Below are 12,276 nucleotides of genomic sequence, written 5' to 3'. Positions count from 1 at the left end.
GGCCGCGGCCACTCCCCCGGAGTCCGCCCCACCCTCACCCCAAGCCGGCTGCCTCCAGCCGGGATTCCTTGAAAGGTAATGCCCATGTCACTGGTGCCGCTGCTCACTTCCGACGAGTTCTCGTCGGTCGACCAACCCGCTCTCACCCAGGGGATGAGTGCGTACGGCGAGGTGCTGAACACCTGGGCGGGCATCGGGAACAGCCCCGGCCTGCTCGCCGCCTACCTTCCCTTCCTCAGGCAGGTCAACGGACCGGGCTCGCTGGACGGGCGCGTGAAGGAGCTGGTCGCCGTACGCGTCGCCGTGCTCAACCACTGCCGCTACACCACGAGTCACCGCTGCGCGTCGGCGCTCGCCAAGGGGGTGTCGGCCGACGAGCTCGCGGCCGTCGCGGGCGGCGAGCTCGGGGGCTTCACCGAGCAGGAGCGGCTGGCGCTCCGGCTGGCCGAGGAGATGACGGTCTCCCTTCCGGGCACCCCCGTCGCGAGCGGCCTCACCGGCGTCTCGACGGATGTGCGCGACGAGGCGCAGCGGGTGTTCGACGCGGCGCAACTCGTGGAGCTCGTGATGTGCATCAGCATGTGGAACGCCCTGTCGCGCTTCCACCGTGTCATGGCCTTCGATCTGGACATGCCCGAGCCGCCCGCACCCGTGGCGGCGCGGCTCTGAGACCGCGCGGGATCCGAGGCCGGCCGGACGGGAGTCCGGCCGGCCTCACGCGCATCCGGACGGTCAGCCGGGGATCTGTCCGGCTTCACGCTGCAGCCGGATGAGGAGGGACATGAAGTCCTGCTCACCCAAGCCGGTCGAGATGCACGCCTGGAGCAGTTGCTGCACGACGCCGGTGACCGGCAGCGGGACCCCGCCGGCCGCCGCCGCTTCGAGGGCCAGGTCCAGGTCCTTGCGCATGAGCCGGGAGCTGAACGTCGACGTGTAGTCATCCGCCAGAAGGGGCCCGATCTTGTACTTCACCAGCGGTGACGCGACCGCCGAGGCGGCGACGACCTCCAGCAGCCGGTCCCGCTGCACGCCGTGGGCCTCGGCCAGGGCGACGCACTCCGCGAGGAGCTCGGCCGTCCCGGCGACCATGAGGTTGAGGGCCAGCTTGATGATGCGGGCGGCATCCCCCTCACCGCTGTGGAACACATGGGGGCCGATGTCGCGCAGCAGGCCCTCCACGGACGCGAAGACGGCGTCGTCACCCGACGCGATGATCGTGAGGTTCCCGGCACGCACGACACCCGGGTTCCCGCTCACAGGAGCGCGCAGGTAGCCGATACCGGCGGCCTCGGCTCCGGCGGCCACGTCACGGGACACCTCCACGGAGACGGTGCTCATGTCGACCAGGACCCGTCCCTTGCCGGACGCGGCGTGGACGAGCCCGCCGTCCGGCGCGAGCGCGACATCGGCCAGGGCGCGGGAGTCCGCGACCATCGTGATGCACACCTCCGACCGGTCCCACGCCTCACCGGGGGCGCCGAGCTCGATGGCGCCCTGTGCCACCAGGCCGTCCGCCCTGCCCTTCGACCGGTTCCAGACACTCACCTGGTGGCCTGCGCCGATGAGTCGTTCGGCTATGGCGGATCCCATCTGACCGAGACCCAGCACGGATACGTTCACGTTCATCTCCTGAGACGGTGCGCGACATGCGCAGGGGGTTGTCGATCCCACCCGGGCCCGACCGGTCGCGGTGGTGCGCGGCGCCGGCCCGGGCACCGGGTGAGGGATCGCTACATCGATGCGGACAGCTGCCAGTCGAAGGCGAGCTGCACGTGGGAACGGGGATCGCAGAGGCTGCCGAATCCCCCGGCGAAGTACACGAGGGGGTCGGAGTCGGCCTCGTAGCCGCAGCTGACCACCTTCCCGATGAAGACCGTGTGGTCTCCCCCGGCGACCTCCTTGTGGACGTCGCAGGCGAAGTAGGCGACCGCGCCGTCGACGACGGGGAGTTCGTGGCCGGCCCGCAGGCCCATGCCGGCGAACTTGTCGTCGCACCGGCTCGCGAACCGCAGCGCGTGGTGTTCCTGTCCCCGTGACAGGACACTGACCGCGAAGACCCCGGAGCCGGAGATCGCGTCGCGCGTCGCAAGGGTGTTCCCGACGCACACCAGGAGCATGAGCGGATCCAGCGATACGGACGCGACGGCGCTGGCCGTCATCCCTGCCGGGCCGTTCGGCGTCCTGGTCGTCACGATCGTGACGCCGGTCGTGAACCGTGACATTGCTCCGCGGTAGACGACGGACATGTCGTGCGCGGTCGACGTATCCATGGTGCCCTCCGTTGCGTGTGACGAGATGGCCCCGGCACCGCCTGTGCCCAGGCGGCCCGGGTGTGGCTGACGGCGTGTTCGCCGGCTTCACCGGCTTCACCGGCCTCTGCGGCGCGGACGGGCGCGGGCCTAGCGGCGCAGCTGCGCGACCAGTCGGCGGACCTCGTCGGACGGCGGTACGCCGAGCTCCCGCATGCGCACCGCGTACCGTTGGTAGAGGGCCAGCACGGCGTCGTCGCTGCCACTGGCGTGCGCCAGCTGGATGGCCAGCCGCCAGGCCTGCTCGCGGTACGGGTCCTCGCGGAGCACGTAGTCGACCAGTCCCTTCGCCTGGCGGTACCGGTTCATCCGGTAGGCGAGCTTGGCCGCGTCGACCCGCGCCGACAGGAAGGTCTCGGCGAGGAGCACGCGGCGCTCGGCGACCCACGCACCGGAGACCGTCGCGAGGTAGGGCCCCCTTTCGGCGCTGCTGAGGGCGTGGGCCAGCGTCTGGAGGCGGATCTCCCCGTCCTGTCTGCCGGCCTGGGCGATGAGGTCGGCCGCGCGTTGCGCCGAGCCCATGGCCACCGCGGGACCGGGCATGCGGAAGACGTCGCCGTCCTGCCTCGGGCCCAGGTCGTCGGGCAGGACCTCACGGAGCCGGTAGAGGGCCTGCCTCAGGTAGTTGCGGCCGGCGGCGTCGTTACGACCGCCGAAGAGCGCCCCGAGGAGCTCCTCGCGTGTGGCCCTGCGGTCGGGTCTCCCGAGGAGGTAGCTGAGGAGCTCGACGCTCTTGGTGAGCCGGGGCTGAGCCGTGTTCCCGTCGACGGTGAGGACCGGCTCGCCGAACTCCTCGAGCACCAGACGCGGCGTACTCACGTTCACGCGTACGGGATGCGGGCCCGACAGTGCCGCGAGGACCTCGTACCAGGGGGACATGCGGCTGGACTTGGTGTCCGCGGCTCTGGCCGCGACCGAGGGCATGTCGGTGAGGGCCGTCAGCAGCAGGTGTTGTGATCCGTGCGTCGAGGCCGAGGTCATCGCGAGGTCGGCCGTGGCGTCGGACTGGTCCTCGAGGCCGAGACGCCACTGCGCCTCGGCCAGGTAGACGGCGGCCGTCGGGAGATCCAGGTGGCGGTCGCCCTTCTGCATGCTCAGGACGCATTCCGCGAGGAGCTCGTAGGCCTCGGCGTCCTTGTCCTGCAGGAGCATCGACAAGCCCGACCAGACCTGCCACGTCTCCCGGGTGAGGACGTACTCCGAGGCACCGTTGGCCGCCGCTTCCGCCAGCACGCGGTCGGCACGCCGCGTGTCGCCCTCGAGGCGCAGCCGCAGCTTGGCCTCGACGAGCAGGCTCATGTTCCGGTACACCTTCGATCCGGTCGACGCGATGAGGTCCCGCCCGCGCTTGATGGACGCGCAGGCCTCCTCTCCCCGGCCGAGGTCCAGCATGAGGTCGACGGCGTCGACGGCGTGCAACCAGACCGGCTGCGACGAACCGCTGCGCGGCTCGAACATCGACATCGCGGCGTCGAGCCGTCCGGTGGCCCGCAGCGCGGCGACGACCCAGGGGCCGCCCAGGATCGTCCGCCACGGGTCGAACGAACCCACGTCGTCGAGTCCTTCGAGGCGACCGCGCATGAAGGCCAGCCGCATCAGCAGACCGTCGACCGGCCCGGACGGCGTGGGCGAGTACTCGGGGAAGGGCGGTGGCTCCTCGCCGGTGGCGAGCGCGATCAACGTGTGCGCGATGAGCCAGTTCCGGCCCGGTGAGAGCTGGTCGGCGACGGACCGCGCCTCCTCGATCCGGCCGGAGTGCCACAGGCACCAGCAGGCCAGGACGTGGGCCTCCTCGAAGTCGGGGGCCCCCGGCTCCGGAAGCCACGCGTATCCGTGGCGATCGACGAGCTCCACGCCGCGGTCGCACTGCTCGAGTGCGAAGGCGACGCGCAGGATGACCGAGCCGATCTCCGGGGTCGGAGTACGGGCCGACCCTCCCAGCGCGTCGAGCCAGCGTGCCGCCGGCTCGAAGTCCATCCGCGCCACGAGGCTGGGAAGCGCCGCGGCGGCCAGCCGCCCGGCCGCCTCGAGGTCCCCGAGCCGCAGCAACTCGTCGACGGCCTCCTCGCGTTCGCCGCGGGCGATCAGCAGCTCGGCGTGCCGGCGCCGGACCGCGGTGAGCGTCCCGGCGTCCTGCCGCCCCAGGACGACGCGCAGGAAGTCGCGGAACACCGGGTGCGGCGTCATGCGGGAACCGTCCGGCGACCACGTCACCGGAAGATGCCGGACGCGCAGGTCGGCCATGACCTGGGCCGCGTTCTCCTGACCCAGGGCGCGAGCGCCCTCGACCGATATCTCCGCCAGCAGACTGGTGTGGAGGAGGAAGGTCCTCTCCACCGGGGAGAGCGAGTTGAAGACGTTCGCCGCGACGTAGGACCGCAGCGAGTCGGGATCCAGCTCGCGGGAGCGCGCATGACGCCATCCCTCGAACAGGACCCCGGTCACCCAGCCCCCCGTCGCCGCCACGGCCCGGGCCGGATGCACGTCGACGTGGCCGACGGTCCGCAGTGCGGCGTCGGCTTCCTGGGCGTCGAAGGCGAGGTCGCTCTCGATCAGCTCGCCCACCCGGTCGCGTTCGCTCGTCGGGCCCGGGTCCAGGTGGACGTCGACACGCGAGATCAGTACGAGGTTCACACCGGACGGCAGGTAGCGGGCGAAGGACGACAGCACGGCGACGCAGCTCTCGTCGGCGGCGATCCGTTCCACGTTGTCGCACACGAGGATGAGGCGGCTTCCCTGGAGGCTCTCGGCCAGCAGCCCGGCCGCCTCACCGATGTGGAGGCTGCTGCCCAGGGCGTCGGAGGCCACGTCGGCGGCGCCGGCGACGACGCCCTCGAGAGCCGCTTCGAGGTAGACGAGCAGGCGCCCTGCCGCCCGCTCCGTGCCGTCGAGCGACAGCCAGGCGACGGGCCGGTCGAGGCCGCTCACGGCCAGGGCCACCGCCGTGGTCTTGCCGGCCCCCGCCGTCGCGAAGACGTTCACCACGGTGTGGCGGTCCAGCATGTCCCGCAGACGTCGGTTGAGCCTCTCGCGGACGACGACGTCCTTCGCCGGCTCCGGCGCCGCCAGTTTCCGCCGGATGATCGCGCGATGGTGCCGGCCGGACGCGTTCGGGCCGCTCGGCCGGTCGGAATCAGAGTCACCCATCGGATGTCGCGCCTCCGTGATCCTCAGTGCTCCCGCGGAAGTTCCGGCTCGTCCCGTTCGCCGGCCGAACCATGTGTGTCGTCGGTGCCCACCCGCACCGGGTCACCCGTCGGTACCGGGTGCGGCGGTTCGCGACCGGCGGCGGCCGCGAACCTGCCCGCACCGTCGCCGGTTCAGCGGACCCGTGAGCCCTCGAGCCGCGCGCCGTCCAGACGCCGGGCGTACTCGGCCTGCTCGGTGTAGGCCGTCACCTCGGGGACTTCGGGCTCCGGAAGACCGCAGACCTTCCGGGCCAGCTGGGTGAGCGGCCCGGAGGGCGACAGTTCCGAGCGCTTCATCGTGAGCATCCGGGTGCCGAGCATCGGAGTCCCGTTGAACTGCTCGAAGGTGCTGATCCGGTCGCCGAAGTCCGTGAGGAAGAGGTCACGGATGACACGCGAGATGCGGATGCGGTCGTAGGGCTCGCCGACCGCGCCCGCCTGCAGGGGCGCGAGCCAGTCGTGCAACTCGGGGTTCTGCCACTGCTCCTCGGTCGGGAACAGGAGCGAGGCACGGCCGGCGAGGTCGATCACCTCGTTCCGCATCTCCGCGTACCTCTCCAGGTAGTACGACCGGCCGAAGTCGAAGAGGAGGACGTTGGGCTTGTAGAGCCCCGCCGGGGAGATGAACCCCTCCGTCTCGGAGGCGATCACGTGGGCCCGGATCGTCTGGTAGAACTCGACGAGCCGCGCCAGCCGCGCCTGGACCGGCGGGAGCTGATACGTACCGAGGTGCTCGGTCATCAGCATCGCGAGCCCGGCCATGAGCTCGGCGCGGACCATCGTCCGGATGAGCGCCTCGTAGTGCACCCAGTCGAAGATGCGCTGCGGGTAGAGCGACGCGTGCTCGGGGCTGCCGATGTGGAAAACGCGATCCCACGGGATGAACACGTTGTCGAAGATGACGGTGCATTCCAGCTCGTCGCCGGCGGAGGACAGCGGGTGGTTCTCGGGATCGTCACGTACCGTCGCCTCGCGGGAGACCATCGCGACGCCCGGCGCATTGGCCGGACAAGCGGCGTAGATGACCTGTTCGCTCTCGATTCCCGGCCGGAAGAAGACACCGATGTGAATGTAATCAGCGAACGGCGTACCGGTGCTCACGGCCTTGACGCCGTTGACCACGATGCCGTCGTCCCGGGTCTCCACGACGCGCAGCGCGGTCTGGGCCGCGTTCTGCTTGGACCGGTCGACCTGGGGGTCGATGAAGGCGAAGGCGCAGTTGAGGTCGCCCTCCTTCACCAGCTCCAGGAAGTCCCTGATCCCCACGGTCAGATCACGCCCGCCGGTGCCCACCGACTGGTCGCTCCACGGCTGCGGGTCCTCCTCGTAGGTGACCAGGCCGTAGTTGTTCGCGCACGGGGTCCGCCCCGTCGATCCCCCGTCGAGTTCCCGGACCACGGTCTCCAGGTACACGCGCTTGCGGCGCAGCCCCGCGGCGTCCGTGTGCGTGAACCACATCATCGAACGACGCACCCCGCCGTCGTCGACGAAGGTCATGACGTCCTGCATCTCGGGCTCGTGGTGCAGGTCGTAGAACTGCGCTATCCGCCCGGCCTGCGCCCTGGTCTTCGGGTGCGTCGTGACGTCGTCGACCAGCTCACCTCCGACCCAGACGACGCGCCCGTCCCTGAGGGACTCCAAGTACTGGTCGCCAGTTCGCATCAAATGCCACCTTCTGCCCTCGCCCAAGCACCGGCGTGCATGGACTGCTGTTTCTCGGGCCGTCATTCGAGTTCACTCGACAGGACATCGCCGGGAAATTGCCGCGAATCCGTTGGTGAATCCGCTCTCAGCGCGCGGGAAACCGTCGGATCAGCGTCGTGATCGACCGTCCATTCGAACCGCCCGATTCGAATGGAGGAAAGCCCGCCCTGCCGTGAAGTTGAAATTGCCTCGGCCGTTGATTCCCCGAGCCTAGCCAGGAGTTGTTAGCCGGGCGTTAATCGCGAGGCGACCTCGGCGATATCCCCGGGAACTCCCGCGACGGGGCGTCGCGCCCCCGGGCGGGCATGTCGCCGGCCCCCCTCGCCACCCCCGGGACACGCTCCACGACCATGCCCACCCCCTTCGCGAACGACCGTTCCTTTTTTGTCGGCCCCCATCCTGCGGCGCCACCGGACGGCACGTCAAGATGAATGTTCATTTTCCTGGATCGACACCTCACGGCTGCGCACATGGTTGGTTGCACACATACAGGACGAGGCCCCGACCGTACGGTCGGGGCCTCGTCCTGTATGTCGTTCGTCGTGGTGTCCGAGGGGGGACTTGAACCCCCACGCCCGATAAAGGGCACTAGCACCTCAAGCTAGCGCGTCTGCCATTCCGCCACCCGGACAGGTGATCCGCAGGGCTGGCCCCGCGGCGACAGGCACAACGATACCAAGGATTCGGGGTGGGTTTCACCTGCGTATCCGCAGGGTGCACAGGGTGCCGGGGCCGTGTGGGCCCCGGCACCGGAGTGCTCCTACACGGCCTCGGGCGGCATCAGGTGGTAACCGGGGAAGTTCCCCGGGGGGCGTTCGCCCGCGGGGCCGCGCGTGACGGCTCGGACCAGCAGGTCGCCGCCGACGAAGGCGCCGCGCCAGGAAGTGCCGAGGCCACCGAAGGGCTCGGCGCGGTCGCCGCGGGACCGGGGCCTGTTGTGGCCGACCTTGAAGGCGCGGATGTCCGGGGCGAGGCGGGCGTAGGTGTCCTCGTCGTCGGTGGAGAGGGTGGCGACGAGGGTGCCGCCGCCGGCGTTCATGGCGGCCAGCAGCTCCGCCTCGGTGTCGACCAGGACGATCGTGTCGACCGGGCCGAAGGGCTCCGCATGGTGCAGCGGGGAGGTGACGGGCGGGTCGAGGAGGGTGACCGGCGCCAGGTAGGCGGAGGTGTCCTGGCCCGGCAGCAGGCGGGCGTCGGCGAGGCTGCCGCGGTGGAGCGGGGTCGCGCCGCGGTCGACGGCCTCGGAGACGAGGTCGTCCAGTTCCTTGGCCTTGGCCGCGTTGATCAGCGGCCCGAAGTCGAGCTCGGGGAGGTCGTCCCCGGGGTCGTCCACGGCGAGCGGGTGGCCGAGGCGCACGGAGCGCACGACGGGCAGGTAGGCGGACAGGAAGTCGGCCAGGAGTTCGCGCCGCACGACGAAGCGGGGGTAGGCGGTGCGGCGCTGCTTGGCGTAGTCGAAGGTCCCGCGGAGGTGAGCGGTCAGGGACTCCCAATCGCTGTAGTCCCACACGCCCCAGGTGTTCAGGCCCTCCTGCTCGATGACATGGCGTCCGCCGGGGTCGGTGAGGGCGGAGGCGACCCGGCCGCCCGCGTCCCGGCCGCCGACGGAGCAGACGCAGCCGGTCTCCGGGGCCCGTACCAGCGCCTCGCAGAGCTCGTCGCCGCCGCCGACCAGGGTCACCGGTACGTCCTCGCGGGCGATGAGCGCGCAGGCCAGGGTCAGGCAGGCCAGGCCCCCGTCGGTGGGGGTCCTGGCGATGGCGGCGTTGCCGGCCAGCGCCTGCACGAGCATCGCGTGGACCAGGATGCTCATGGGGTAGTTCCAGCCGGCGACGTTGGCGACCGGGCCGGGCAGCGGGCGGCGCCACTCGACCATGTCGTCGATCTCGCCGACGTACCAGCGGACTCCGTCGACGGCCCGGTCGACGTCGGCCAGGGCGAGCCGCCAGGGCTTGCCGATCTCCCAGACCAGGAGGAGCGCGAGCAGCACGCGGTGCTCGGCCAGGGCGTCCAGGGCGGCGGAGACCCGCGCCCTGCGCTCGGGAAGCGGGAGCACCCGCCAGGCGCGGTGCTGGTCGAGGGCGGCGCGGACGGCCTGCCGGGCGGTGTCCGCGTCGAGCCGGGGCACCCCGGCGACGGGGGTGCCGTCGACGGGGCTGGTGGCCGGCAGGATCCGGCCGTCGGCCCGCCAGGCCCCAGCCCACAGGTTGAGCACGCGGTCCTCGTGGAACGCCTCGGGGGCGGCCCGCAGGCACCGCCGCCAGGCGTCCGCCCAGGCCGTTCCGGGTTTGAGGGTGAGGGTCATGGCTGCTCCGCCCGATCACGGCGGATCTCCCGCAGCGCACCACCACGGGTGTAGAGGAATCCCCGCACCACCTCGGTGTGGGGCAGCTCCGTGGCGGCGCGGAGGCGGGCCATGCACGCACGCAGGTCCTGCTCGGGGTCGCCGAGCACCGCGCAGTCCTCGTGGTGCACGAGCACGATCTCGCGGGTGCCGCCCTGCAGTTGGCTCAGCCGGAGCGAGCGGACGGTGTCGGGGGTGACGCACCCGCCCGCGTTGCGGATGACGTCGGCGTCGCCAGGCCGCAGCCCGAACATCGCCTCGACGCCGAGCCGGGCGTCCATGCACGCGACGACGGCGACTCCGGTGCGGGCCCGCGTCCTTGCGAGGTCGAGCGGTACGAGTGCCGCGCCCACGTCGTACCTGCGGGTGAGCAGCTGTTCCACGCCCGCGGCCCCGGTGGGGGCGGTCACCGCAGCAGCCCGCGCACGAGCCGCGCGGTCTCCGAGGGGGTGCTGCCGACCTTGACGCCGGCGGCCTCCAGCGCCTCCTTCTTGGCCTGCGCGGTGCCGGAGGAGCCGGAGACGATGGCGCCGGCGTGGCCCATGGTCTTGCCCTCGGGCGCGGTGAAGCCCGCGACGTAGCCGACGACCGGCTTGGTGACCAGGCGGGAGACGTAGGAGGCGGCGCGTTCCTCGGCGTCGCCGCCGATCTCGCCGATCATGACGATCAGGTCGGTGTCGGGGTCGTCCTGGAAGGCGCGCAGGCAGTCGATGTGGGTGGTGCCGATGACGGGGTCGCCGCCGATGCCGACGGCGGTGGAGAAGCCGAGGTCGCGCAGCTCGTACATCAGTTGGTAGGTGAGCGTGCCGGACTTCGACACCAGGCCGATGCGGCCGGAGGTGGTGATGTCGGCCGGGATGATGCCCGCGTTGGACTGTCCGGGGCTGATGAGCCCCGGACAGTTGGGCCCGATGACGCGGGTGCCGGAGGCGACCGCGCGGGCCCGGAAGGCGACCGTGTCGTGCACGGGGACGCCCTCGGTGATGACGACGACGAGCCCGAGGCCGCCGTCGACGGCCTCGTCGACGGCGGTGCGCACGAAGGGCGGCGGCACGAAGACGACGCTGACGTCGGCGCCGGTCGTGCCGACCGCCTCCTTGACCGAGCCGAAGACCGGGACGGTGCGCCCGTCGAACTCGACCCTCGTGCCGGCCTTGCGCGGGTTGACGCCGCCGACGACGTCCGTCCCCGAGGCGAGCATGCGGCGGGTGTGCTTCATGCCCTCCGAGCCGGTCATGCCCTGGACGATCACCTTGCTGTTGCGGTCGAGGAAGATGGCCATCGCGATCAGCTCCTTGCGGGCTCGGCGGCCCGCGCGGCCGCGCCGTCCATGGTGTCCAGCTGCTGTACGAGGGGGCCCAGCGTCGCCGCGGCCTCGTCGAGGACGGCCCGGCCGCGCTCGGCGTTGTTGCCGTCGAGGCGGACGACGAGGGGCTTGGTGAGCTCGACCAGGTCGAGGGCCTGGACGATGCCGTCCGCGACGGCGTCACAGGCGGTGATGCCGCCGAAGACGTTGACGAGGACGGAGGTGACGTCGGGGTCGGAGAGGATGACGCCGAGCCCGTCGGCCATCACCTGGGCGGAGGCGCCGCCGCCGATGTCGAGGAAGTTGGCGGGGGCCCCGCCGTGGTGGGCGACCACGTCGAGGGTGCTCATCACCAGGCCCGCGCCGTTGCCGATGACGCCGACGGTGCCGTCGAGCTTGACGTAGTTGAGACCCTTGGCGCGGGCGGCGGCCTCCAGGGGGTCGCCTTCGCCGGGGGTCTCGTACGCCTCGTGGACGGGGTGGCGGAAGCGGGCGTTGGCGTCGAGGGACACCTTGCCGTCCAGCGCGAGGAGACGGCCGTCCGTGGTGCGGACCAGCGGGTTGACCTCGACCAGCAGGGCGTCCTCCGCGGTGAAGACCTCCCACAGCGCGATCAGCACGGGCACGGTCTCCTCGGGGAGCCCGGCCGCTTCGGCGATCTGCCGGGCCTTCTCCTCGGTGACGCCCTCGGCGACGTCGACGGGGACGCGGGCCAGGGCCTCCGGCCGGGTGGCGGCGACCTCCTCGATGTCCATGCCGCCCTGGGCCGAGGCCATGGCGAGGAACGTCCGTTCGGCGCGGTCGAGGAGGAAGGAGACGTAGTACTCGTCCTGGATGTCGGCGGTCGGCGTCAGCATGACCTTGCCGACCGTGTGGCCCTTGATGTCCAGGCCGAGGATGGCGCGGGCCTTCTCCTGCGCGTCCGCGGGGTCGGAGGCGAGCTTCACGCCGCCGGCCTTGCCCCGGCCGCCGGTCTTCACCTGGGCCTTCACCACGACCTGCCCGCCGAGGCGTTCGGCCGCGGCCCGGGCCTCGGCGGGGTCGTCCACCACGTGGGCGGCGAGCACGGGGACGCCGTGCCGCGCGAAGAGCTCCCGTGCTTGGTACTCGAACAGATCCATCGTCAAACGCACCTGCCCTGACTCGGGGTCGAACGATAATCCGGTGCAGACCTCTGGACACCGGGTCGTCCATGCGGGATAAACGTCTGCATACAGTATTCGTCGCCTGTATGCAATGTACAGACCGCGGGGTGGAATCCCGCGTTCGGCCCGCTCACCGGCCCCCCGACCGGAAGGAACCTTGGTTGTGACGAAGGCTTTGGAGGGTGTGCGCGTCCTGGATATGACGCATGTGCAGTCGGGTCCGTCGGCGACGCAGTTGCTGGCGTGGCTGGGTGCGGACGTGGTGAAGCTGGAGGCCCCG

The 12,276-nt window shown here is 71.3% G+C and carries 10 protein-coding genes and 1 tRNA gene; 2 read left to right on the top strand and 9 right to left on the bottom strand.

The window, feature by feature from the left end; translation table 11 throughout:
* Positions 1–84: 84 nt before the first annotated feature.
* Positions 85–669 (top strand): carboxymuconolactone decarboxylase family protein, encoded by a 585-nt coding sequence (locus tag PV350_RS38655; protein WP_500338130.1) that lies wholly within the window; start codon positions 85–87, stop codon positions 667–669.
* 63 nt (positions 670–732) lie between these two features.
* Here PV350_RS38655 and PV350_RS38650 read toward each other — a convergent pair whose 3' ends face one another.
* From PV350_RS38650 to sucC, 9 genes are all read right to left on the bottom strand, one after another.
* A complete protein-coding gene (locus tag PV350_RS38650; RefSeq protein WP_499514932.1) occupies positions 733–1,620 on the bottom strand; it encodes an NAD(P)-dependent oxidoreductase in 888 nt (295 codons plus the stop codon).
* 110 nt (positions 1,621–1,730) lie between these two features.
* A complete protein-coding gene (locus PV350_RS38645) occupies positions 1,731–2,270 on the bottom strand; it encodes a flavin reductase family protein (protein ID WP_499514931.1) in 540 nt (179 codons plus the stop codon).
* Positions 2,271–2,399: 129 nt separating this feature from the next.
* Entirely contained in the window at positions 2,400–5,456 is a 3,057-nt protein-coding gene (locus tag PV350_RS38640) for an AfsR/SARP family transcriptional regulator (RefSeq protein WP_500338128.1), read from the bottom strand.
* Positions 5,457–5,629: 173 nt separating this feature from the next.
* The gene (locus tag PV350_RS38635) at positions 5,630–7,159 is read right to left on the bottom strand and encodes a 4-hydroxyphenylacetate 3-hydroxylase N-terminal domain-containing protein (RefSeq protein ID WP_499514929.1); all 1,530 of its coding nucleotides are present in this window, start codon (positions 7,157–7,159) and stop codon (positions 5,630–5,632) included.
* 585 nt (positions 7,160–7,744) lie between these two features.
* Positions 7,745–7,832, bottom strand: a tRNA-Leu gene (locus tag PV350_RS38630).
* A gap of 129 nt (positions 7,833–7,961) precedes the next feature.
* A complete protein-coding gene (locus PV350_RS38625) occupies positions 7,962–9,506 on the bottom strand; it encodes an aldehyde dehydrogenase family protein (RefSeq protein WP_500338125.1) in 1,545 nt (514 codons plus the stop codon).
* Positions 9,503–9,955 carry a carbonic anhydrase gene (locus tag PV350_RS38620; RefSeq protein ID WP_500338123.1) on the bottom strand — a complete coding sequence of 151 codons (453 nt, stop codon included), beginning with the start codon at positions 9,953–9,955 and terminating at the stop codon, positions 9,503–9,505. The genes PV350_RS38625 and PV350_RS38620 overlap by 4 nt, the downstream gene beginning before the upstream one ends.
* A complete protein-coding gene (gene sucD, locus PV350_RS38615; protein ID WP_499514926.1) occupies positions 9,952–10,827 on the bottom strand; it encodes a succinate--CoA ligase subunit alpha in 876 nt (291 codons plus the stop codon). Before sucD ends, PV350_RS38620 begins: the two co-directional genes overlap by 4 nt.
* A 5-nt stretch (positions 10,828–10,832) precedes the next feature.
* The gene (gene sucC / locus PV350_RS38610) at positions 10,833–11,972 is read right to left on the bottom strand and encodes an ADP-forming succinate--CoA ligase subunit beta (RefSeq protein WP_499514925.1); all 1,140 of its coding nucleotides are present in this window, start codon (positions 11,970–11,972) and stop codon (positions 10,833–10,835) included.
* Positions 11,973–12,159: 187 nt separating this feature from the next.
* Between sucC and PV350_RS38605 the strand changes: the two genes are divergently transcribed.
* A partial coding sequence (locus PV350_RS38605) for a CoA transferase (RefSeq protein ID WP_500337344.1) occupies positions 12,160–12,276 on the top strand: 117 nt, incomplete at its 3' end.

This window comes from Streptomyces sp. PA03-6a, assembly GCF_033792765.1.
Lineage (GTDB): Bacteria > Actinomycetota > Actinomycetes > Streptomycetales > Streptomycetaceae > Actinacidiphila.
This window is presented reverse-complemented; position numbering and strand designations above follow the sequence as displayed.

Excerpts from the sequence above, each read along its gene's own strand:
- PV350_RS38655 (WP_500338130.1), top strand. The coding sequence starts at position 85 with ATGTCACTGGTGCCGCTGCTCACTTCCGACGAGTTCTCGTCGGTCGAC.
- PV350_RS38645 (WP_499514931.1), bottom strand. The coding sequence starts at position 2,270 with ATGGATACGTCGACCGCGCACGACATGTCCGTCGTCTACCGCGGAGCA.
- PV350_RS38640 (WP_500338128.1), bottom strand. The coding sequence starts at position 5,456 with ATGGGTGACTCTGATTCCGACCGGCCGAGCGGCCCGAACGCGTCCGGC.
- PV350_RS38635 (WP_499514929.1), bottom strand. The coding sequence starts at position 7,159 with ATGCGAACTGGCGACCAGTACTTGGAGTCCCTCAGGGACGGGCGCGTC.
- PV350_RS38625 (WP_500338125.1), bottom strand. The coding sequence starts at position 9,506 with ATGACCCTCACCCTCAAACCCGGAACGGCCTGGGCGGACGCCTGGCGG.
- sucD (WP_499514926.1), bottom strand. The coding sequence starts at position 10,827 with ATGGCCATCTTCCTCGACCGCAACAGCAAGGTGATCGTCCAGGGCATG.
- sucC (WP_499514925.1), bottom strand. The coding sequence starts at position 11,972 with ATGGATCTGTTCGAGTACCAAGCACGGGAGCTCTTCGCGCGGCACGGC.